Below are 22,485 nucleotides of genomic sequence, written 5' to 3'. Positions count from 1 at the left end.
AAAGCAGCAAACCGATTCGAAGAGGTGGGGTCATGGCTGAAATAGAATTAATTATGTCCGGGCCTGCCATTCTGTGGCGCAACGCGACTGGACACAATGGCGTCTCTTCCCAGAGGTATCGCCATGAAAATCCATCAGTTACGTAACGCGACGATTATTGTGGAACTCGGTCCCCATCGAATTTTGATCGACCCGATGCTGGCGCGAAAACACGCACTGCCGCCCTTGCGTATTTTCAGCGCACGAGACCGCAACCCACTGGTCGAGCTCCCCGGCTCGGCAATCACTGCACTGGAGTCCGTCACCCACTGCCTGATCACCCACTGTCAGAAAGGACACTTCGACCACCTGGATCGCGCCGCAAAGAAATGGCTACGCGAGACCCGAATTCCAGTCATCTGCACGCCGCACGACGCTGCCCATTTGGCCGAGCACGATTTGAACGTTCAGTCATTGCCGACCAATCACGAACAACCGAGCGCCTTCCTCGGCGGTCAGATCCGCACGGTTCGCTGCACCCATGGTCGGGGACTGGTAGGCAAGATGATGGAACATGGCGTGGGCTATTTGATTGAAATGCCTGGCGAGCCGAGCCTCTATTTGACTGGCGATACGCTGCTCACGCCTGCCGTTCAGGCGTTCGTTGCGCTGCACAACCCAGACGTTTCGGTGGTGCCGGCTGGCGGTGCGCGTTTCGATTTGGGTGGGGACATCATCATGGGGATTGATGAGGTGTTGGCATTCACTCGGCAGTCGTCAGGCACAGTGGTCGCCAATCACCTTGAAGCGCTCAGCCACTGCCCCGTGACACGCCAGTCACTGGCCAGCGCCGCCCGACAGGCCGGCATCGAGTCGCGCCTGCTGATCCCGAACGACGGGGATCTGCTGGAATTCCCGGCCCCGGCGGATCAATAAGGGCGCGGTTGCCCCATGGAAGGACCAACCACGCCTCACGCAGACCGTTACGGCTTGTGCGCCCGCGCCAGGAACTCGTGGGATTGCATTTCCAGCAGACGGCTGAGGGTGCGCTGGAACTCGAAGTTCAGGCGACCGCCGGTGTAGAGGTCTTTCAACTCGACTTCAGCAGAAATGATCAGTTTGACGTTACGGTCGTAGAACTCGTCGACCATGTTGATAAACCGTCGGGCGATGTCGTCGGTGGTGACGCTCATCTGCTCCACACCGCTGAGCAACACAGCGTGGAAGATCTTGCCGAGCTCGATGTAGTCGTTCTGGCTACGCGGGCCGTCGCACAGTTCGCGGAAGTCGAACCAGGCCACGTCGTCGCACGTACGCACAGCACGGATCTCACGGTTCTCGATCATCAGCACATCGTTTTCGATGGCCTGAGTGCATTCCGGCGTGAGTGCGCGGAAGCTTTTGCGCAGGCTCTCATGGGACGCTTCGTCGAGCGGGGAGTGAAACAGCTCGGCTTGCTCAAGGTGACGCAAACGATAGTCGACACCGCTGTCGACGTTGACGATCTCGGTGTTCTGCTTGATCAGCGCGATGGCTGGCAGGAAGCGCGCACGCTGCAGACCGTCCTTGTACAGACCGTCCGGCACGATGTTCGACGTCGCGACCAGGGTCACGCCGTTCTTGAACAGCTCTTCCATCAAGGTGCCGAGGATCATCGCGTCGGTGATGTCGGACACGAAGAACTCATCGAAACAGATCACCCGCGCTTCGTCGGAGAAACGCTTGGCGATGATGGTCAGCGGGTTCTTCTCGCCGCCGAGGGTCTTCATCTCTTCGTGCACACGCTTCATGAAGCGGTGGAAGTGAGTGCGGACCTTTTCCTTGAACGGCAGCGCTTCAAAGAAGGTGTCGACCAGGTACGTCTTGCCGCGACCTACGCCGCCCCAGAAGTACAGGCCCTTGACCGGCGCCTGGTCTTTCTTGCCAAACAGTTTGCCGAGCAGGCCCGGTTTGTTCTGCGAAGCCGCGACCAGATCGTCGTACAGACGCTGCAAATGACGCACGGCAGTTTCCTGCGCGGCGTCATGGAAGAATTCCGGGCGTTTCAGATCAGCTTGATATCGTTCTAGGGGCGTCATAATTCGTTAGCAAGGCAACAAAAACGGGCCGACACTGTAGCGACGGCCCTTGAGAATGGCAATCAGCCCTTGGTCGGGCCGAGCCGTTGATTAGTCCTGAACAGGCGTCAGCGCAACCCGCAGGGTGTCGATGGCGACATCCCGCGCGGTGCTGTCAGCGAAGGCCGGGCTGTCGGCGACGCACTCGCCTTCGAGCCAGACGCTGAAGCTCAGGTCTTCACTGCGAACGTCCAGCGCCTGGCCGGATTGCAGTTGCTTGGTCACCTGGCCGGCGGTTTTTCCGTCAGCGAAGTTGCGCGACAGCAGCAGTTGCTCGCCATCGGCCGCCAGCAGACGGAAACGGAAACTGCCGTCGTCTTCACGGAAACTGACGAAGCGTGCGGCTTTCGCGGCCTTCTTCTTAGTGGTGGCCGCTACTTGCGTCTGCTTGACGAAAGAACGCAGGCCGACCGCTTCACGCAGTTCATTGAGGAACGGCGTGGCCACGGCGCGGGCCTTCTTGGCACCGTGCTGCAGAATGTCTTCGAGGTCTGCCGGGCGCTCGATCAGCTGGTAGTAACGCTCGCGGGACTCGCCCAGCTCGTTGTCCAGCAGTTGGAACAGACGATTCTTCGCCTCGCCCCAACCCAGGCCCTGCAACAGTTCGCTGCGGAACTCGGCGGACTGCGCCGGGGTGGCGAAGGCCTGGTACAGGGTGAACAGGTGCGAATTATCCGGATCTTTCGCTTCGCCCGGCGCACGGGAGTCGGTGACGATCCGCGAAATCGCGTCCTTCATCTCTTTGGCGCTGGAGAACAACGGAATGGTGTTGTCGTAGCTTTTCGACATCTTCCGGCCATCGAGGCCCGGCAGCGTGGCGACGCTTTCTTCGATCAACGCCTCCGGCATGGTGAAGAACTCCCTGCCCTGGCCAAACAGGTGGTTGAAGCGCTGGCCGATGTCGCGGGCCATTTCCACGTGCTGGATCTGATCGCGACCGACCGGAACCTTGTGCGCGTTGAACATCAGAATGTCCGCCGCCATCAGCACCGGGTAACTGTATAAGCCCATGGTGATGCCGGCGTCCGGGTCTTCACCGGTTTCGACGTTCTTGTCCACCGACGCCTTGTAGGCGTGCGCACGGTTCAGCAGGCCTTTGGCGGCGACGCAAGTCAGCAGCCAGGTCAGCTCAGGGATTTCCGGGATGTCGGACTGGCGATAGAACGTTACTCGATCCACATCCAGACCACCGGCCAGCCAGGTCGCAGCGATTTCCAGACGCGAGCGCTGAATGCGCAGCGGGTCATCGCACTTGATCAGGGCGTGGTAGTCGGCCAGGAAGTAGAACGAATCGGCATTGCTGTCGCGACTGGCGAGGATCGCCGGACGGATCGCGCCGGCGTAGTTGCCCAGGTGCGGGGTGCCGGTGGTGGTGATGCCGGTGAGGATGCGCGTACGAGTAGTCATGGGTAATCGCTTATCAGACTGCAATCAATTCGAAAGGCGCGGCAGGATCAGATCCTTGAGATCGGTCAGCTTGCCGTGAAAAAAGTGTCCGCATTCTGCCACTTTCAGCAGCTCATGGGGGCGATCGAGGGCGTCAGACCAATCGTAAACCAGCTGCGGATCGATGACTTCGTCGGTTTCTGGCTGGATCAGCGTCAGTTCGCCATGCTGCGGCAACTGATCCTGATCACCCAGACGCATCACCGCCGGCGCGACCATGAACAGATGCTTGAGCTGCTCGCCCTTGGCTTCCAGACGTCCGCCGAGGCTGGCCGCGACGAAACCACCGAAGGAGAAACCGAACAGGGTCATGGGCAATTCAGGGTGTTTGGCGCGCAACCATTCGGCCACGGCTTGAGCGTCATCGACTTCGCCGGTGCCCATGTCATGCGTGCCAGCGCTGGCGCCAACGCCACGGTAATTAAAACGTAATGTGATCAAACCGGCGTCGCGAGCCGTGCGCTGCAAGGTCGAAACGACTTTATTGAGCATGGTGCCGCCCTGCACCGGGTTGGGGTGGCAGATCAGCGCCAGGCCACGTGGCTCGGGGGAGTCCAGGTACAAGGCTTCCAGTTGGCCCACCGGGCCATCAATCAATACAGGGGTTTCACGCATAAGCAAGGAAGGAACTCCGTGACCTCTCGAAGGGTCGACTCGTCTAGCTAAAAGTCTGTGCCTGGCATGATTGCGATCTCGTCGCGGTATACAGCGCAGGTCCGAGCCGTTAACGTAAAGCAAAGCCGTTTATAGAGGAAGGACTCGTGGAACACTCGCTCTTAGTTTGGTTGTTGCCGACTCTTGCCCTGGTTGCCGGTGTCGCCATTGGATTCCTGGTTGCCCGCCTTCTGCCGAATGCCGCGCCTAGCAGCACGCAACGTCAGCTGGATGACATTCAGGAACGTTTTGACAGCTATCAGAATGAAGTGGTCACCCACTTCAACAGCACCGCAACGCTGGTCAAGAAGCTCACTCAGAGCTATCAGGAAGTGCAAGACCACCTCGCCGAGGGTGCCAACCGCCTGGCCCTGGACGAACAGACTCGCCAACGCCTGCTGGCCGCCCTGCACTCCGAGGCCGCCGTGCAAGCACCACGGGAACGCCTGACGCCGCCACGCAATCAGGAGCCTCCACGCGATTACGCGCCGAAAATGCCAAACTCCCCTGGCATGCTCGACGAGCATTACGGCTTGAAGAAGTAATCAGGTTTCACGCGACATAAAAAGCCCTCGGACAGGTGATGTCCGAGGGCTTTTTTGTTGCTGAGGGTTTGAGCGCCTGTGCGGGCCTCATCGCGAGCAGGCTCGCTCCCACAGGGGATCTCTATTTGTTGCAGAAGGTGTGCCCACTGAAATTTAAATGTGGGAGCGAGCTTGCTCGCGATGAGGCCCTAACAGGCAACAAAAAAAAAGCCCACCCGATCTGCTGAGAATCGGGCGGGCTTTTTACACCTGGGGTTCAGTCAGGTTTTTTGTTACTGGTACTGCTGACCTTGCTGCTGGGCAGGTTGGCCATACTGCTGACCCGGAATCGCCTTGAGGTTAACCTCTACACGACGGTTCTGCGCCCGACCATTCACATCACCATTGCTGGCAATCGGGTTATCCGGACCAGCACCACGCGCCGACAGGTTGGTACCGCTCACGCCTTGCGACGTCAGGTAGGTTGCCACGCTTTGAGCACGACGCTGGGACAGGTCCATGTTGTGCTGACGGCTGCCGGTGCTGTCAGTGTAGCCGACGATTTCAATCTGGTTCTGGCTGAACTCTTTAAGCGAACCGGCCAGGTTGTTCAGCGGCTGGTAGAAGCTTGGAGCGATGTTCGCCGAATCGGTGCCGAACGTGATGTTGCCCGGCATGATCAGCTTGATCTGATCGCCCTGACGCTGCACTTCAACCCCGGTGTTGGCCATGCTGGCGCGCAGTTTCTTTTCCTGCTGGTCGGCGTAGTAACCGTAACCGGCAGCGGAAGCACCAACGACAGCAGCGCCAATCAGCGCACCCTTGCCACGGTTATTGTGGTCGATGGCAGCACCGGCCAAAGCACCGGCCAGCGCACCCAGGCCGCCGTACTTGGCGGTTTTGCTCATGCCCGCGGAGCCGCTGTCGGCCTGACCCTGATTGTCATACGGGTTCTGGTTCGCACAGCCAGCCAGCATGGCCACGGCAGTAGCGACAATAATCAAACGACTCGAGGTGAACATGGAGAGCTCCTACTTTTACATTCTGTGGTGCAACGGACGTTGGCAATAAACCCGTGCGGGCGTTGGAACACGACCTACAGCAAAAATTCCATCAGGTCGTTCCGCAACCCGGAAAATCAGGCTCGAACAAAAGGATTTTCACGCATTTCATCACCCAGACGAGTATCGGGACCGTGTCCGGTTATTACTGTCGCCTCTTCATCAAGGGTGTACAGACGCTGCTTGATCGAACGCACGATGGTCGCCTGATCACCGCCCCACAAGTCCGTACGCCCTACCCCGCGACGAAACAGCGTGTCACCGGCAATCAGCAGCTTAGCCTCAGAAAACCAAAAGCTCATGGAACCCGGCGTATGACCCGGCGTGTGCAACGCCACGCCACAGCCGCAGGCCAGCTCTTCATCATCGGCCAACCAACGATCCGGCGACGGCACCGGCGTGTACGGCACCCCGAACATCTGGCACTGCATCTCCAGATTGTCCCAAAGGAACTGATCCTCTTTATGCAGGTGCAACGTCGCGCCGGTTTTCTCCTTCAACTGGCCAGACGCCAGAAAGTGATCCAGGTGCGCGTGGGTATGAATGATGCTCACCACCTTCAACCCCAACGCATCGAGCCGCGCCAGAATCAACTCATGATTACCACCCGGATCGACAACGATGGCCTTCCTGGTGATTGGATCACCGATGATCGTGCAGTTGCACTGCAACGGCCCAACGGGAAAGGTTTCGCGAATCAGAGCGGGTTTGGCAGCGTCCATGGGCGTTCCTGAAAAAATGGATCGCCTATTCTGGCACACCCCACCTACTCCGCCGATTGCTGTCCTGTTACAAAACGGACAACCGCCCCTACACAGACCTTCCTACCCGGCAACCTTGAAAAGCTGTCGGAAAATTCTCCCGAAAGTGGTTTTTTTGTAGCCGCCTCCTAGGACTGATAGAACTGCCTATGTTGGGTCGTTTCCAACTGATCGCGACAGACAGGAAATGGCCGATTACTGCCTGTCGCGACCGGCTGAATACGTCAGACTGGTGGTGATGCTGACGACATGGCCGCTGCCTTGTTTTTCCATCTCGGCGATGGCGAGTTGGGTGATGTAGAAGAAACCCTTCAGGTTCACCGACAACACAGCAGCGTAGTCTTCGTGGGTAGGCTTTGGATCTTGACGCAGGACCGGCTAACGGGTGTCCCCCATTTCCTCATTTCGCGCCGAACAGCATCGTCCAATAGACGCCGTTGTCGCTACGCGAGTTCGCGGCATAGGCCGCGCCAACCTGGGTAAACATCGGGTTCATCAGAATGGCGCAATGCCCGGGGCTGGCCAGCCAGCCTTCCATAGCCTTGCCCGGCGAACGCTGCCCGGCGGCGATGTTCTCTCCGATCTGCCGGCCACCGTAGCCGGCGGCCTTCGCTCGGTCCCACGGCATATCACCGTTGGGGTCCTGGTGCGCGAAGTAATTGTCGTTGGCCATCGCCCGGCTGTGCCCCTGCGCCGCTGTCCCCAGGGCGGCATTCCAGGTCAGCGGCGGTGCAGCGGCGAAGCGCTGACGACCACACAGGCGCGGTTTCGCCCGTGCCGCGTTGACCTGTGCCAGCAACGTCTTGCCCGCCGCTCGCGGGTCGTCCAGATGCCTATCGAGCAAGGGCCGCGCCAGCACCACCTGCCATTCGCTCTCGTCGCGATACACGCCAATATCGGCGAACTGGGTATCGAGCAGGGCCCCACAGTAGCGGCTCTGGAGCATGTCAAAGGCCTCCTCGGCATCTTCAGCGTCGACCAGACGGATAGTCCGCACAGACACCGCCTGATAGCCGGAATCCTTCAACGTCTCCCGCGTAACGCCTCCATAGCCGATCGGCAAGGCCAGGTTCGACTTCAGAGCCAGCGGCGTCAAGGCTTGGACCGTGCGCCCCGCGCAGCGCTGCGGTTGGGCGCGGTAGTCGTTGATGTCCTCCACCAGTTGCCTTTCCCCGCCGGCATGGGCGGGACTGGCGAACAGGGGGAGCAAAGGAATAAGGCAGAGCGAGAAAACGCAGGAGGAGCGAACGGTTTGGCGCATGAGGCGGGCAGCTCTGATGGGATGACGACGGTAATGGCGATAGTGGGCTGAGGAATGACCGCAGAGCGTTTCGCTGTATTGGCTCGCAAATGGATTCCAAAGCTGGGCTAAGACTGTGGGCCTCAACACAAGTTTCACGAGCAAAGGGGGGAATTTATTGTTGGAGTCGCGCGTCCGCTCCTGGCCGATTTCTGGCTTTGGCCTATGTAGCTTTGGGTTATAAGGGTTATCCACATACCTTCCCACCCGGCAACCTTGAAAAGTTATGGGAAAAATCTCTTGGGTCCCAGATGTTTGTAGCCTTCTCGTAGGACTGAGTCGGTTGGACTGGTTATGCGACTTCTGTTCTCTATAATGATTCACCGGCCATACTTAGAGTGCTCGTTATGCCAGCTTCCTCTGATCAAAAATCCGCTGTCGTTTTATGCCCAGCTTCAAATAGCGACCAGGAAGATCTGGTAGCCATTCGGATTGAGGCTATGCGTGAAAGCCTTGAGCGGCTTGGGCGATTTGATCCTAATCGTGCGCGCGAACGATTTCTTAATGGGTTCGATGCTAACAGCACACGCCGCATAGAGGTATCAGGTGATCTGGTCGGTTTTGTCGTCATAAAAAACCATCAGGGTGAACTTCTGCTTGACCACTTGTATGTCATACCTGGCGCTCAAGGATTAGGGATAGGCTCTGAAGTTCTCACTCAGATATTCAGAGAGGCTGATGAAATCGGACTTCCTATTAAGGTTGGCGCCCTCAAGAAAAGCGCTTCAAATCGTTTCTACATTCGACATGGCTTCGTATTCGTCGAGAGCGGTGAGTTTGATAATTATTATGTCCGCGCGAACAGTAATGCCGTTAGCGTGGGCGACTAGGCGAATCTCGATACGGTCACCAGTCAGAGGTTGCATAGGCAGACTTACAAGGAGATAACAATGAGAAATTTTGCTTTTGTTGTGGTTTTAGTCTGCATTGCATTATCCGGCTGTACACGTAGTGCTCGCTTGTATCCCGCAAATGATATTGCTACAGCTACAGGTGTCCTTACGGCAGATTTTAAGTCTTATGGCTCAGGCCATGGAGATATTAAAATTATTATGCCTGACGGAGAGTTATTGAACGGTGAATATTCTTTAGTTCGCGGCGGCGCTATCGGCTTTGGTAATGTTTACGGTTCGGTTTATGGCTCTGCGGGTTTATCTTCGCTTTCCGGAAGTTCAAACTCGTATGTAATACCCGGCGGCAGCCCTGGTACTGCTTCACTGTTTGGCGATAAAGGAACAAGCATGTTATGTGAGTTTTATAATGACAATTTCAGTGGTCATGGTAATGGCGGGTGCAAAAGCTCCAGAAACGCACTATATCGCCTGCAGTTTTAAATCTCACAAGTCGTTTACTGGGGCACGCAGATGCGTACCCTTTAGCTTAATCACCCCGCATAACCCCTGACTTACGCGACATCTCTTGATACGCCTAGGGCCTCCCACCTGTCGTATAAATCTGTCGCAGAGTTTGCACTCTTCGACAGCCACCACGGACAGCTCTGGGTCGTAAGCGGCCGGTCTTCCCCATCAAAAAGCCAATTGCAACGTCTCCTTCCCCTCCAACGTAAGCAAAAACTGCTTCGCCCCCAACCCACCCGCAAACCCGGTCAAACTCCCCGAAGCCCCAATCACCCGATGGCAAGGCGCAACAATCGAGAGCGGATTTTTACCGTTAGCGGCGCCAACAGCCCGAACCGCCTTTGGATTACCAATCTGCATCGCAATCTGGCTGTAACTCCGCGTCTCCCCAAACGGAATCGTCAGCAACGCCTGCCAAACCTTCTGCTGAAACTCCGTCCCGGCAAAATCAAGTTCCAGCTCAAAGCAATCACGCTCCCCCGCAAAGTACTCATTGAGTTGGCGCTCAGCCTCCAGCAACGCGGGGCTGTGGATATCTTCGTGCAATGGGCCGAGGCGAACGCGGTCGGGTTTGTCGTTCTCCCACAGGATCGCGCAGAGTTTGCTGCCTTTGGCGACCAGCGTGAGGGTGCCGACGGGGGATTTCATCAGTTTGAATACGTACGACATGGTTGACTCCTTGATCCGACGGGGGCTTCAGACGTCGTTCGACGTTGAAGGCGATCGTTCATCTTTGTCAGAGGACGTATTCAGAGTAATTGTGTGTTCAAACGCAAGAACTACGTTTCTTGCGGTTGAATTTGCGCGCAGATGCCTGTCAGTTGAGCGTTGATTGTCACAAAAGATCGCAGCCTGCGGCAGCTCCTACGGATTTGCGTACGATTTGCGCTCGGATGCCACCGGTACTGCCCGCTATTCAGCTTCAGCGTCCTCGGCATCTTCAACAAAATAGCAATTATTGCGCTTACCGCTGGGGTCGATGATGAATGCGCCTTGCCCTTTGCCACACTCGAGCGAGTGGGTTGCCGAATACTGTCTTTTCTTGACGATCCAGGTATTCAGTTTGGAGATGTAAATGCCCATGCCAAGGGCGATGCACAGCACCAGCAGCAAGCAAAAAACAAACTGTGCGGTGTAGTGGTCGCCTTCCTTTTCCGAGCCTGCGGGTTGCATGTCGAGGTCCTGTTGTTGAAACACGCCGTCACGATAAGGAGCAGCGGGTTAACGTCAGGTGAACATTGTCGCGATGAAAGGTAACTCCGCTATCCTCTGCCCCACTAGTGAAAAACCGTGGGTCTGTGCGTGCATATTCATCTGCTGTTGGTCGAAGACAACCTCGACCTGGCGAACACTGTCATCGAGTACCTGGAGATCACCGGGATCGTCTGCGACCACGCCAGTGATGGGCAGATGGGTTTGAACCTGGCGCTCGCTCAGCACTATGACGTGATCTTGCTGGACATCATGCTGCCGCGCCTGGACGGTCAGCAGGTGTGCAAAAAGCTGCGCGAGCACGGCAATCAGACGCCGATCCTGATGCTCACCTCGCTGGATGCCTTGGCCGACAAACTGGCCAGTTTCTCGGTCGGGGCCGACGATTATCTGGTCAAGCCGTTCGAACTGCCGGAACTGGTTGCACGGATTCGTGCCCTGAGTCTGCGCCGCAGTGGTCAGGCCAGTCGGTTGCAAGTCGCTGACCTGATCATGGATCTTTCAACCCGCAAGGTCAGTCGCAACGGACAGGAACTGCACCTGTCACCGACCGGCTGGACATTGCTCGAATGCCTGATGCGCGCCAGCCCCGCAGCCGTCAATCGCGAGCGTCTGGAAGCGGCGATCTGGGGCGACGAACTGCCTGACAGCAACACGCTCAAGGTGCACATGCACCGTCTGCGCAAGGCGGTCGATAAAGACTTCGACGTGGCACTGATCCACACCTTGCCCGGTATCGGCGTTCAGTTGGGGGCGACATGCGCAAAGGCCTGAGCCTGAAGTGGGTGATCAGCGGTAGCCTGCTGTTGATCATTGCCGTGGTGCTGATCATCTATAACCAGCTACTGCCGGTGTACACCATGCGCGGGTTACTGTTTACCGCCAGCGCGATGATGGAAGAGGAAGCGCAATACTTCGCCCGGCATTACCAGCAGGACCCGACGACTCCGCCGCCCGATAATTACTTCCTGAAAAGTGCTGTCGGTAAGGAGGCCCTGCCGAAAGAGGTCCGTGACCTGCTCGACACCAAACCGAGCATGGTGTTCGGCGCCGTGCAGTTCTTCGGCGACATGGATTCCGATGACGATGATGACGGCACGGCCATTCTGATCCATCCGTTGAGCGACGGTAAAACGCTGTATATGTACGACACCGATCACGACCATGAAGAAGGTGGCATGGTTGAAACGCCGTTGTCCGATGCTTATCTGGAGCACGAGTTGGCGATGATCAGCATGATCGGTCTGGCGGTGTTCGTTCCCGCGCTGATCATCATCGCCCTGCTGGTGTGGTGGGTGGTCCGGCCGCTCGGTCGGCTGACGCAATGGTCGACCACCCTGGAAAGCGTCGATGCGGCGCCGAATGGCCGACCGCATTTCATCTTTCGCGAGTTCAATGTGCTAGCCGATTCGCTGGCCCACAGCGTGCAACAGGTTAAAGCCGCGAGCCTGCGTGAGGAGCGTCTGCTGCGCTACACCAGCCATGAACTGCGTACGCCACTGGCAGTGCTCAAGGCCAATGTCGAATTGCTCGCCGTGCAGTCCGGCGGCGAACTGCCGCCGCCCTTGCAGCGGATCGAGCGCTCGGTGCTGAACATGCAACGGATTGCCGAGACCTTGTTGTGGATGAGCCGCGAGAGCCCGGAAGCGCTGCCGGAAGAAGCACTCGACATGCGCCAGTTGCTCAATGAACTGATAGAAGAGCACCGCTACCTGATCGGCAAACGCGATATCGAATTGATCCTGCACATCAGCGACGAGCCTTGCCGGCTGCCCCTCACCGCGTGCCGCATCGTTGTGGGTAACTTTCTGCGCAATGCCTTGCAATACGCTGACGATGGCAGCGTCGAGATCACCTTCGAACAGCTGCAACTGCGCATCGTCAACCGGATACGCGACACCCAACAGCATCAGGAATCTGCCGATTTCGGCTACGGCCTCGGGCTCGAACTGATGCGCCAGCTCTGCGCAAAACTGGGCTGGCACATCGAGGTCGAGCCGGAAAAGAATCGCTTCACGGTCACCCTGAACTTTTCGGCTCAGGCACCGCAACAACTCCCGGAGGCAACGGACGCCTGAACCTCCGTCAGTGCGCCTCCTCCAACTCATCGTGCAGCAAGCCGAAGATCTCCCGCTTCATCTCGATGAACGAGCGCTCCATGACCATGTCCAGGGTGCGTGGGCGTTCTATCGGGACGTCGAGAATCTGTTTGATCCGCCCAGGTTTCGCGCCCATGACATAGACCCGATCGCCGAGCAGAATCGCTTCGTCGATGTCGTGGGTGACGAACAGCACGGTCTTCTTGCTGTTGCCCCAGACCCGCAGCAGCAGTTGCTGCATTTGCAGGCGGGTCTGGCTGTCGAGGGCGCCGAAAGGTTCGTCCATCAGCAGGATTTGCGGGTCGTTGGCCAGGGCGCGGGCGATGGCCACGCGCTGCATCATGCCGCCGGAGAGTTGCTTGGCGTAGTTGTCGGCGAAGCCGGTCAGACCGACTTCGTTGACGTAGTAGTCGACGATTTCCTTGCGCTGGGCCGCAGGCATGCCGCGACGTTTGAGGCCGAACTCGACGTTTTGCCGCACGGTCAGCCAGGGGAACAGCGTGTAGCTCTGGAACACCATGCCGCGATCCGCACCGGGGCCTTCCACTTGCTGACCACCGACGTAGATCTCGCCTTCGGTGGGTTCGGCCAGACCTGCCGTCAGGTACAGCAGGCTGGATTTGCCGCAGCCCGAGGGCCCGACCAATACGGCGAATTGCTGGTCCGGCACTTCGAACGAGACCTTTTCCAGCGCGGTGAAAATCCCGCCATCGGGCTTTTGGTAACGCAGGCTGACCTTGTCCACTTGCAACCGTGGCGCGGCCTGCACCGACGCTGCAGTAGGTGTGGTGAAGCGATGATTGGCGGCGGTTACTGAGCCCATGCGGCGATCCTCAGTCGAAGGAAGCGGAACAATTGATCGGTGATCAGACCCAGCAGGCCGATGATCGCGATTGCCAGAAAGATCACATCCACCTGAAAGCCGCGCATGGCTTTGAGGCTCAGGTAGCCAAGGCCACTGGAAGCGGCCACCAGTTCGGCGACTACCAGGTACGTCCAGGCCCAGCCCATGGTGACGCGCAAGGTGTCGAGCACACCCGGCAACGAGGCCGGGGCGATCACATGCAGCACCGCGTCGCGACGGTTGGAACCGAGGGTGTAGGAGGCGTTGATCAGGTCCTTGGAGATGCCTTTGGAGACATCGGCGATCATCACCAGTTGCTGGAAGAACACGCCGAAGATGATCACCGAGACCCGCTGCTCCAGACCGATGCCGATCCACAGGATGAACAGCGGCACAAACGAGGTCACCGGTAGGTAACGGATGAAGTTGACCATCGGTTCGAGGAACGCCTGGACGATGCGGAAGCTGCCCATCAGCAGCCCCAACGGCACCGCCACCAGCGACGAGACGATGAAGCCGACCATCACCACTTCCAGGCTCGCCCAAACGTGGACCCCGAGTGTGCCGTCGCGCGCCAGGCGCACGGCGGCATCGAGCACCGCGCCGGGTGTCGGCAGGAACATGCCCGGCACCACGCCGCCGTAAGACAACCCGGCCCAGAGGCCGACCAACAACACCCACGCGAGGCCGCTGGCGCTCCAGATCACCTTGACCGGCAAGCCGGTCTTGGGCGTGATGCAGCGGCTCAACCATGAATTTCGCTTGAACATGGCCACCTCCTACAGCGGGCTGACGAAGCGGTTGTCGACCAGTTCGTCGTGGCTGACGTTGTAGGGCTTGCCTTGCAGTTCGCTGGCGGTTTCATTGGCGATTTTGATCAGCGCCGCGCTGTCACCCGGGTTGCCCGGCGAGCCGAGGAGTTTTTCGCTCATGGCCTGATCGTAGAAGCGCACGCCTTTGGCGGCAGCGGCCAGTTCCTTCGGATCGGCGAGGTAACCGCCGACGCCTTTGGCCATGATCGCGTAAGCCTCGTCCGGATGGTCCTGGGTGTACTTCACCGCTTTGTACAACCCGGCGACCAGGGCTTTGACGTCTTCCGGCTGTTTCTCGATGACGTTGCAGTTGAGCGCAACCACGTCGACGATCACGCCGGGGGTGGTGCTGCTGTCGATCAGCACTTTGCCTTGCTTCTTGTCGCGGACCATCGACAGATGGGGTTCCCAGGTCACGGCGGCCGGCACACGACCGGCAATGAACGCGGTGGCGGCATCGTCGGCGGTCATGTTCTGCACGGTGATGTCGCTCATTTTCATGCCGTTCTTTTTCAGCAGGTACGAGAGCCAGAACTGCGAGGTCGAACCTTCGTTCACCGCCACGGCTTTGCCTTTGAGCTCTTGCAGACTCATGACGTCCTTGCCCACCAACACACCGTCGCCACCATGGCTGTCATCCAGAGCCGCGACTGCCTTGAAGCAGAACTGCGGACGATATTTGAGCACTTCATCGATGGTCGAAGCCGAGCCGGATAACTGACCCGAGGCTTGGGCGGCCATGTACATTGAGGCTTCTTCCACCACCGGCAGTTCGACGGTCAGGCCGTTTTCCTTGAAGTAGCCCATGTCCTGGGCAAGGTACAACGTGCCGTAGCCGACCCACGTGGTGTGGCCGATGGACAGGGTGCCGGCCTGGGCGCTGGTGGCGACCCCGGCAGCGATGGCGGTGATGGCGAGGGGTTGAGCGAAACGGGTTAGCAAGGACTTGATCATGGAGCACTCCCACAGCTGTTGATTTAGTTTTGTCTTGCGGGGCAGTACGGCCAGCGGCCTCGAACAGTGACTCGGTGCGGTCTCTGAATGGACCTTAAGGTGGTCAGCGTTCGGCTGACTGGCGAGGTTGATGTTGGCCCAAGGGAGACCATAGGAAAACGAGGAAATATGTCGCCGCGAATGAAGAAAAACCTCGGTAGCGCGCACTGCAAAAGGGCGCCGTGGGCGGGGATGCCCCGGGGTGGGTGCAAGACGTGGGGAATGGGTTGAATGGGCAAAAGCAATCGCGAGCAAGCTCGCTCCCACAGGGATCTGCGTTGGTCACATTACCGAGACCGACACCCATCCAATGTGGGAGCGAGCCTGCTCGCGATAAGGTCCGCAGGACCTTCCTGCGATATCAGAGGCGGCCGTATTCCTGCGCCGTACGATCCACCGCCCGCAGAGATTTGCCGACCAGTTCATCGACTTCTTCACGCGTGGCAATCAACGCCGGGGCCATGATCATCCGGCCCAGTGTCGAGCGAATGATCACCCCCTCTTCGAAACCAATCGTGCGGCAGCGCCAGGCGATGTCGTTCTCGTTGGCGAAGCGCTTACGGCTGGTTTTGTCCTCGGCCAACTGCAAGGCCGCGACCATGCCCACGCCCTGGATATCACCGACCAACGGGTGATTGCCGAACACTTCGCGCAGGCACTTTTGCAGGTACGGGCCGATGTCATCCTTGACCCGCGTGACCACGCCTTCATCGCGCAAGGCCTTGAGGTTGGCAATCGCCACCGCTGCCGCGACCGGGTGCCCGGAATAGGTCAGGCCGTGGGCAAACACCCCGCCCTGCTCCACCAACACCTCAGCTATTTTTTTCGACAGAATCAACCCGCCCATGGGGATGTAACCCGAGGTCAGTCCCTTGGCGATGGATAAGGTGTCGGGCTCGAAACCGAAGTGCTCATGGGCGAACCATTCGCCGGTACGACCGAAGCCGCCGATCACTTCATCGGCGCACAGCAGCACGTCGTACTTGCGGCAGATCCGCTGAATTTCCGGCCAGTAACTCTCTGGTGGAAAGATCATCCCGCCAGCGCCCTGGAACGGTTCAGCGATGAATCCGGCGACCTTGTCGGCACCCAGTTCAAGAATCTTCTCTTCCAGTTGCTGCGCCGCCCGCAGACCAAATTCGGCTGGCGTGAGGTTGCCTTCGTGGGCGAAGAAGTACGGTTCGTCGATGTGCGCGATGTCCGGAATCATCCCGCCCATTTCGTGCATGAATTTCATTCCGCCCAGCGCCGTGGCGGCCAGGGTCGAGCCGTGGTAACCGTTCCAGCGGCCGATCATGACTTTCTTCTCGGGCTTGCCCAGCACCTGCCAGTAACGCCGTACCGTGCGGATCAACACCTCGTTGGCTTCGGAGCCGGAGTTGGTGTAGATCGCGTGGCTGTAGTGCCCCGGCAGCAGGCTGAACAGCAGCTCGGAGAGCTCGATCACCTGCGGGTGGGTGGTGTGGAAAAACATGTTGTAGTACGGCAACTGCTCCAGTTGCTGGCTCGCCGCAGCCGCCAGGTCCTTGCGCCCGTAACCGAGGTTGGTGCACCACAGCCCGGACATGCCATCCAGATAACGCCGACCGTCGTTGTCCCACAGATGCAGGCGATCGCCACGGACCATCACCCGTGGCCCTTCGTCGTTGAGGGCTTTCTGATCGACGAACGCGTGGATGTGGTGCGCAGCATCGGCGGCCTGGTAGTCGCGGGTTTCACGTGGGGTGGTCATCGCCAGTTCTCCGTTTTTATTGTCAGCGCAGTTGAAACCAGGTGGTCTTCAACTGGGTGTATTTATCGAATGAGTGCAGCGACAGGTCACGGCCAAAACCGGATTGTTTGCCACCGCCAAAAGGCACCGTCACGTCGAGCGCATCGACGCTGTTGACCGACACTGTACCGGCACGTAATTGCCGCGCCACGCGGTGGGCGCGATTGAGGTCGTCGGTCCACAGTGACGCCGCCAGACCGTAAACGCTGTCGTTGGCCAGTTGCAAGGCGTGGGCCTCGTCATCGAATGCAGTGACTGCCAATACCGGGCCAAACACTTCGTCGCGAAACAGCGGCATGTCCGCCGTCACGCCGGTAAAAATCGTCGGCTGAATGAAGTTGTCCGAGCCGTTGAAGGTCGACTGCTGACCACCGCACACCCGCTTCGCGCCCTGACGTTCAGCCTGCTGGATGAACTTCATGATTCGCGCCGTTTGCCGGCTGTCGACAATCGCCCCGGCAGTGCTCGACGGGTCCAGCGGATCACCCGGCTGCCAGCGTTCGACCTGAACCTTGAGGCGCTCGACGAACTCGTCATGAATCGAACGCTCCACCAGCAACCGCGAGTTGGCGGAACAGACTTCGCCCTGATTGAAGAAGATCCCGAACGCAGCTTTCTGCGCCGCCAGGTCGAGGTCCTGACAGTCGGCGAACACCAGATTGGCGCTCTTGCCGCCGCACTCCAGCCACACCTGTTTGAGGTTCGACTGCGCCGAGTACTGCATGAAGTATTTGCCGACTTCGGTGGAGCCGGTGAACACCAGGCAATCAATGTCAGGGTGCAAACCCAAGGCCTTGCCCGCCTGTTCACCGAGCCCCGGCAGCACGTTCAGTACGCCTGCCGGCACACCCGCTTCCAGCGCCAGCTCGCCCAGACGCAAGGCGGAGAACGGCGATTGCTCGGCCGGTTTGAGGATCACCGAATTGCCGGACGCCAGTGCCGGCGCGAGTTTCCACGCAGCCATGTCCAACGGAAAATTCCACGGCACCACCGCTGCTACCACGCCGAGCGCTTCGCGGGTGATGGTCGCCAGCACGTTCTGCGCACTTGGGGCGATCTGGTCGTAGAGTTTGTCGAGGCTCTCGGCGTACCAGCGAAATACCCCGGCGGCGCCCGGCACGTCGATGGTGTAGGCGTCCATCACCGGTTTGCCCATGTTCAGCGAATCGAGCAGCGCCAGTTCTTCGCGGTTGGCCATGATCAGTTCGGCCAAACGCAGCAGCACCTGTTTGCGCTCACCGGGCGAGCGCGCCGACCAGACACCCGACTCAAACGCCCGCCGTGCGCTGATCACCGCTGCATCGACGTCTTCACTGCCGCACGCGGCCACCTCGGCCAACACGGCGCCAGTGGCCGGGTTGATCGCGGTAAAGGTTTGCCCGGATTGCGCCGGCCGTTGTTTGCCATCAATCAACGCCTGGGTACGAAACTGCAGCGCGGCGGCCTGGCCTTGCCAATATTCAAGCTCGAACACGTTCGGATGCTCCTTGGACTTTTTATTGTGCAATCGATGGTGGCTCAGGCTGCTGCCGGGGAAAAATAGTAAATATGTGGTCGCAGGCGATGAAAAAACTGGGTAGCCAAACTCCCTGCGTGCGCGCCATGTGGTTATTGTTCAAGCACAACAAGACCGTCGCCCAAGTGGATAAGGGCGGTGCGCACATTGCTTGGGTTCAACGGTCGAGGCTGACGTCGAATCCATCCACCCCGAGGTTTGCTGTGGCTGCCTACAATCTGCGTCAATTGAAGTACTTCATCACCACCGTCGAATGCGGCAGCGTCGCCGAGGCGTCGCGCAAGCTGTACATCGCCCAGCCGTCGATTTCCACGGCGATCAAGGGCCTGGAAAACAGCTTTGGCGTGCAACTGCTGATTCGTCACCACGCCCAGGGCGTTTCCCTGACACCCAGCGGCGCACGCTTCTACCGCAAGGCTCAGGAGCTGCTGCGCATGGCCAAGGAGTTCGAACAGAACGCCCTGGCCGACAACGACGTGGTGTCCGGGCAGATCGATATCGGCTGCTTTGAAACGGTTGCGCCGTTGTACCTGCCGCAATTGATTGCCGGGTTCTCGGCGCTGTATCCGGGGGTGGAAATCCGCATCCGCGACGGCGAGCAGCAAGAGTTGGTGCAGAATTTGACCTCGGGCGCTTTCGATCTGGCGATCCTTTACGAGCACGACCTGGACGCCACCATCGAAACCGAACCACTGATGCCGGCGCAACGGCCTTATGCGCTGCTGCCAGCCGATCATCGTTTTGCCCGGCAAGCGCAGGTGTCCCTGCGTGACCTGTGCCTGGAACCGATGATTCTGCTCGACGTGCAGCCGAGCCGAACCTACTTCGTCAGCTTGTTTGAAGAGCTCGGATTGACGCCAAGAATTGCCTTCAGCTCGCCGTCGATCGAGATGGTGCGCGGGATGGTTGGCCAGGGTTTCGGCTTTTCGATTCTGGTCACCCGGCCACATTCTGAATGCACCTACGACGGGCAGAAAGTGGTGTGCGTGGACATTGTCGAAGAGGTGACCGGTTCGGGGTTGGTGGCGGCCTGGCTCAAACGCGGGCAACTGACCAAACCGGCGCAGTTGTTTGCGGATTATTGTCGCGAGCAGCTCACCGCGAAGAGCCATCCTTGAGCGGACGCAGAGCGTCCATTGAGGCATTCCCACGCAGAGCGTGGGAACGATCGGCGTTTGGGTATTACACCAACAACCCTAATTCCTTGGCCCGGGCCACCGCCTGAGTGCGGCGTTCGACGCCGAGTTTGCTGTTGATGTGGCTGGCGTGGGTTTTGACGGTGTGCAGCGAGATAAACAGCTGATCGCTGATTTCCTGGTTCGAGCAGCCTTGGGCGATCAATTGCAGTACTGCCTGTTCGCGGGCGCTGAGGGCTTCACTGGGGTGCTGCGACTCAACCATCTCGCGCACAACCGCTTGGGGCAAGCGTTCGACCAGGCTCTCTCGCAGTGCACCGGGCGGACAGTTCAGCAGTTGCTCACGCAGCCAGTCCGGGCGCTCACGCAGTAACCACTCGAAAGGTTGCAGGACGCCACCCGCCGCAGCCTCAAAGGCCTGCCCCAGGGCCTGACGTGCCTCGGGTTCACGGCCATGATTCAGCAGCAGCGCAACCTTCTGACTCAACGCCATCACACAGAGCATCTGCCGTCCGGTCTTCTGCCCGTGCTCAAGTAGCGCATTGAGGCGCCCTTCGGCCAGCATCGGCTGCCCTTGAATGGACTCCAGCAGCGCTTGCTGCAATTCGATGTGCAGCGGCATTTGCGGATGAAACTCCGGTGGCGCCGCTGCCTGTTCGCCGTTGTAGGTCTGGCCCAGTCGCGCCAGCCAGGCTTCGGCCAGATCGGTACGGCCCTGAGCCAGCCAAAGTTCGCATTTGACCAGGGTGATCATCGCCAGGTAGTAGATCGGCGGCACGTCCCAGATGTGCATCAGCCGTTCGGCCTCGGCCAGTTCGGCGAAGGCCTTGGCGAACTCGCCTTTGGCGCCCTCAAGCTTGGCGATCACACAGTGACCGATCAGCACGCTGATATCGCGACAGGCTCGCGCTTCGTTCAGCCCCGTCCGTAAACGCGCCAGCCCGGTTTCGGGTTGCATGCGCAGGGTCAGCAGAAAACCTTCATACAAGGTCAGGCGTGCGCGAACGGCGTACAGCCGCTGCGGCGATAAACCCTGCAAACGTTGCTGGCCCTGATGCACTTCGTCCAGCGAACGGAGAATTTCCCCCCGCGCTTGCAGCACTCGCGCGCGGTCGTAATGGGCCAGCGCTTCGAACAGCGGGTTGCCAACCCGTTGCGCCAGTTCCAGCGACTCACGGTTCAAACCCCGGGCGCGCCACAGGTCCGCGTCGGCGATCGCCAGGTTGGACAAGGTCGACAGGCACATCAAGCGTTGGCCATAGCGTTTGTGCGGCAGGCTCTCCAGCGCTTCGGTGCAGTACACCAACGTCAGCTCACGCTGGCCGCGACCACGGGCGATGATCCCGCTCAGCGCCAGCCATTGCGCCAACATGGATTTTTGCGCGGTGGCCGAAGGTGCCGGCAGGAAGCGACTCAGGTGGCTCGCCAACTCTTCGGCAGCGTCGAGCTGACAGGCCAATCCCAGCGCCCAGCTGTACAACACGATCAACCTTGGGGTGCTGATCAGCAGGCTGTCGGGCAAGTCCATTTTCCAGCGCAGCAACATGCCGACGTTCTGTTCGGCCAGCAGTTGTTCTTCGGAAAGGTTCTGTACCAGATTCGCCGCTACATCCAGGTGTCCGGCGCGTAATGCCTGCTCCACCGCTTCATCGAGCAAACCCTGGGCGTTGAACCAGCGACAGGCGCGCAGGTGCAGGCTGGCGGTGGGCACCATGGCATTGGCGATCGGCCGGCTGCGCAACAGGTCGGAAAACAGATGGTGATAACGATACCAATGGCCGTGCTCGTCGAGCGGCACCAGGAACACCTGATGCGACAGTAGAAAACGCAGGATCTCGGCGCTGTCATGGGCTTCCCGCACGGCGTCGCAGAGTTCGCTGCAAAAGCGCTCTTGTGGCGCGGTGTCGTACAAAAATGACTGCACCTCGGCGGGCAGGCAATCGATGACTTCTTCAAGCAGGTAGTCGCGTATCAAGCCTTCGCCACCGTGCAGCGGCTGCGGCAACGCGCCGCCATTGCGTGCTTCGGAGGCGGCCAGCAACCAGAAACGCAGCCCCGCGACCCAACCTTCGCTGCGCTGGATCAGACTCTCCAGCGCCTCGCCACGCAATGAACTGCTGTGTCGATCCAGCAGGGCCTGGGATTCGTCATGGGTCAGGCGCAGGTCCTGTTCGTGCAGCTCAAGCAATTGCCGCGACAGACGCAAGCGCGCCAGATGCCAGTCGGGGCGCTGGCGACTGGTCACCAGTACCAGCAGGCCATCGGGTAAATGATTGAGGAAAAATTGCAGGCAGCGATCGAGCACCGGGCCCTGGGCCAGATGGTAGTCATCCAGAACCAGCAACAGCGGCGTGCTCGGTGACAGGTGAGTCGCCAGCTCGTCGAGCAGGCCGTCCAGCCATTCTTCGAAGGCGAACGGTTGATGGCGCTGACGCATTTTCAGCAGGCCAAGGGCCTGTCTGCCCAGCTGTGGAAAATAGTTTTGCAGGCCTTCAAGCAGCCGTTCGAGGAAGCGCCCGGGATCATTGTCGCGCGGACTCAACCCCAACCAGAGGCTTTGCCAATGCGCTGGCAGGCTCTGACAGAACTCCACCGCCAATGAGCTTTTACCGAACCCCGCCGGCGCGCTGACCAACAGCAATCGCCCCTGCAATCCGGCGCTCAGCCGCTCGCACAGACGAGGCCGCAGCACATAGCCGTCGGGCAAGGGTGGCCGGTAAAAACGCCCCTCCAGCACAGGCATTGCCGCGCTGGATGGCCTTTGGATTCGGAACAGGTCAGTCATAGCCAACTCTTGTTGAAGTGCTGTTGTCGGCATTGCAGATGTCCGCAGACTAGCGGTAAACCGGATCGGATTGAAGGTTCCTGCTACAAATGGCTACAAAAAGACTACGATCTTTTT

The 22,485-nt window shown here is 59.2% G+C and carries 21 protein-coding genes and 1 pseudogene; 7 read left to right on the top strand and 15 right to left on the bottom strand.

Annotation, left to right across the window (positions count from 1 at the left end):
• Positions 1-123 precede the first annotated feature (123 nt).
• Positions 124-915 (top strand): MBL fold metallo-hydrolase, encoded by a 792-nt coding sequence (locus AC1RKH_RS15150; RefSeq protein ID WP_493062894.1) that lies wholly within the window; start codon positions 124-126, stop codon positions 913-915.
• Between the two features lie 47 nt (positions 916-962).
• Here AC1RKH_RS15150 and zapE read toward each other — a convergent pair whose 3' ends face one another.
• From zapE to AC1RKH_RS15135, 3 genes are all read right to left on the bottom strand, one after another.
• Complete coding sequence (gene zapE, locus AC1RKH_RS15145) at positions 963-2,057, bottom strand: cell division protein ZapE (RefSeq protein ID WP_493062893.1); 1,095 nt, start codon at positions 2,055-2,057, stop codon at positions 963-965.
• 90 nt (positions 2,058-2,147) lie between these two features.
• Entirely contained in the window at positions 2,148-3,503 is a 1,356-nt protein-coding gene (locus AC1RKH_RS15140; RefSeq protein WP_493062892.1) for a tryptophan--tRNA ligase, read from the bottom strand.
• A 24-nt stretch (positions 3,504-3,527) separates the two neighbouring features.
• The gene (locus AC1RKH_RS15135) at positions 3,528-4,157 is read right to left on the bottom strand and encodes an alpha/beta hydrolase (RefSeq protein ID WP_123425008.1); all 630 of its coding nucleotides are present in this window, start codon (positions 4,155-4,157) and stop codon (positions 3,528-3,530) included.
• 146 nt (positions 4,158-4,303) lie between these two features.
• On the opposite strand from AC1RKH_RS15135, the gene AC1RKH_RS15130 reads away from it, so the two are divergent.
• On the top strand, positions 4,304-4,741 hold the full coding sequence (locus tag AC1RKH_RS15130; protein ID WP_123425007.1) for a Z-ring associated ZapG family protein: 438 nt from the start codon (positions 4,304-4,306) through the stop codon (positions 4,739-4,741).
• A gap of 272 nt (positions 4,742-5,013) precedes the next feature.
• Here the strand turns inward: AC1RKH_RS15130 and AC1RKH_RS15125 are convergent, their stop codons facing one another.
• From AC1RKH_RS15125 to AC1RKH_RS15110, 4 genes and pseudogenes are all read right to left on the bottom strand, one after another.
• Positions 5,014-5,742 carry a YiaD family glycine zipper/OmpA-like lipoprotein gene (locus AC1RKH_RS15125; RefSeq protein WP_493062891.1) on the bottom strand — a complete coding sequence of 243 codons (729 nt, stop codon included), beginning with the start codon at positions 5,740-5,742 and terminating at the stop codon, positions 5,014-5,016.
• Positions 5,743-5,858: 116 nt separating this feature from the next.
• On the bottom strand, positions 5,859-6,503 hold the full coding sequence (locus AC1RKH_RS15120; protein ID WP_493062890.1) for an MBL fold metallo-hydrolase: 645 nt from the start codon (positions 6,501-6,503) through the stop codon (positions 5,859-5,861).
• A 264-nt stretch (positions 6,504-6,767) separates the two neighbouring features.
• Positions 6,768-6,893 (bottom strand): annotated as a pseudogene (locus tag AC1RKH_RS15115) (SDR family NAD(P)-dependent oxidoreductase); the annotation flags it as partial.
• A gap of 49 nt (positions 6,894-6,942) precedes the next feature.
• Positions 6,943-7,803 (bottom strand): CAP domain-containing protein, encoded by an 861-nt coding sequence (locus AC1RKH_RS15110; RefSeq protein WP_493062889.1) that lies wholly within the window; start codon positions 7,801-7,803, stop codon positions 6,943-6,945.
• Between the two features lie 386 nt (positions 7,804-8,189).
• Here AC1RKH_RS15110 and AC1RKH_RS15105 point away from each other — a divergent pair, with 386 nt between their 5' ends.
• Both AC1RKH_RS15105 and AC1RKH_RS15100 read left to right on the top strand, forming a co-directional pair.
• A complete protein-coding gene (locus AC1RKH_RS15105; RefSeq protein WP_493062888.1) occupies positions 8,190-8,672 on the top strand; it encodes a GNAT family N-acetyltransferase in 483 nt (160 codons plus the stop codon).
• 60 nt (positions 8,673-8,732) lie between these two features.
• Positions 8,733-9,176, top strand: coding sequence for a hypothetical protein (locus AC1RKH_RS15100; RefSeq protein WP_493062887.1), 444 nt, complete (start codon positions 8,733-8,735; stop codon positions 9,174-9,176).
• Between the two features lie 192 nt (positions 9,177-9,368).
• Here AC1RKH_RS15100 and AC1RKH_RS15095 read toward each other — a convergent pair whose 3' ends face one another.
• Complete coding sequence (locus tag AC1RKH_RS15095; protein ID WP_493062886.1) at positions 9,369-9,869, bottom strand: methylated-DNA--[protein]-cysteine S-methyltransferase; 501 nt, start codon at positions 9,867-9,869, stop codon at positions 9,369-9,371.
• Between the two features lie 243 nt (positions 9,870-10,112).
• Positions 10,113-10,373, bottom strand: coding sequence for a hypothetical protein (locus tag AC1RKH_RS15090; protein ID WP_493062885.1), 261 nt, complete (start codon positions 10,371-10,373; stop codon positions 10,113-10,115).
• Between the two features lie 129 nt (positions 10,374-10,502).
• On the opposite strand from AC1RKH_RS15090, the gene AC1RKH_RS15085 reads away from it, so the two are divergent.
• Both AC1RKH_RS15085 and AC1RKH_RS15080 read left to right on the top strand, forming a co-directional pair.
• Positions 10,503-11,186 carry a response regulator transcription factor gene (locus tag AC1RKH_RS15085; protein WP_493062884.1) on the top strand — a complete coding sequence of 228 codons (684 nt, stop codon included), beginning with the start codon at positions 10,503-10,505 and terminating at the stop codon, positions 11,184-11,186.
• Positions 11,171-12,490 carry a sensor histidine kinase gene (locus tag AC1RKH_RS15080; protein ID WP_493062883.1) on the top strand — a complete coding sequence of 440 codons (1,320 nt, stop codon included), beginning with the start codon at positions 11,171-11,173 and terminating at the stop codon, positions 12,488-12,490. The genes AC1RKH_RS15085 and AC1RKH_RS15080 overlap by 16 nt, the downstream gene beginning before the upstream one ends.
• A 7-nt stretch (positions 12,491-12,497) precedes the next feature.
• On the opposite strand, the gene AC1RKH_RS15075 is transcribed toward AC1RKH_RS15080, so the two are convergent.
• From AC1RKH_RS15075 to AC1RKH_RS15055, 5 genes are all read right to left on the bottom strand, one after another.
• On the bottom strand, positions 12,498-13,334 hold the full coding sequence (locus AC1RKH_RS15075) for an ABC transporter ATP-binding protein (protein ID WP_493062882.1): 837 nt from the start codon (positions 13,332-13,334) through the stop codon (positions 12,498-12,500).
• A complete protein-coding gene (locus AC1RKH_RS15070) occupies positions 13,322-14,125 on the bottom strand; it encodes an ABC transporter permease (protein ID WP_054595672.1) in 804 nt (267 codons plus the stop codon). The genes AC1RKH_RS15075 and AC1RKH_RS15070 overlap by 13 nt, the downstream gene beginning before the upstream one ends.
• Positions 14,126-14,134: 9 nt before the next feature.
• The gene (locus tag AC1RKH_RS15065) at positions 14,135-15,121 is read right to left on the bottom strand and encodes an ABC transporter substrate-binding protein (RefSeq protein WP_123424995.1); all 987 of its coding nucleotides are present in this window, start codon (positions 15,119-15,121) and stop codon (positions 14,135-14,137) included.
• 400 nt (positions 15,122-15,521) lie between these two features.
• A complete protein-coding gene (locus AC1RKH_RS15060; RefSeq protein WP_493062881.1) occupies positions 15,522-16,892 on the bottom strand; it encodes an aspartate aminotransferase family protein in 1,371 nt (456 codons plus the stop codon).
• Between the two features lie 22 nt (positions 16,893-16,914).
• Positions 16,915-18,405: an aldehyde dehydrogenase gene (locus AC1RKH_RS15055; protein WP_493062880.1), complete on the bottom strand. Its 1,491-nt coding sequence runs from the start codon at positions 18,403-18,405 to the stop codon at positions 16,915-16,917.
• 245 nt (positions 18,406-18,650) lie between these two features.
• On the opposite strand from AC1RKH_RS15055, the gene AC1RKH_RS15050 reads away from it, so the two are divergent.
• Entirely contained in the window at positions 18,651-19,565 is a 915-nt protein-coding gene (locus tag AC1RKH_RS15050) for a LysR substrate-binding domain-containing protein (RefSeq protein WP_493062879.1), read from the top strand.
• Positions 19,566-19,629: 64 nt separating this feature from the next.
• Here AC1RKH_RS15050 and AC1RKH_RS15045 read toward each other — a convergent pair whose 3' ends face one another.
• Positions 19,630-22,368 carry a winged helix-turn-helix domain-containing protein gene (locus AC1RKH_RS15045; protein WP_493062878.1) on the bottom strand — a complete coding sequence of 913 codons (2,739 nt, stop codon included), beginning with the start codon at positions 22,366-22,368 and terminating at the stop codon, positions 19,630-19,632.
• Between the last annotated feature and the right edge of the window lie 117 nt (positions 22,369-22,485).

Source organism: Pseudomonas sp. GW822-FHT06B12, from assembly GCF_058799675.1.
This window is presented reverse-complemented; position numbering and strand designations above follow the sequence as displayed.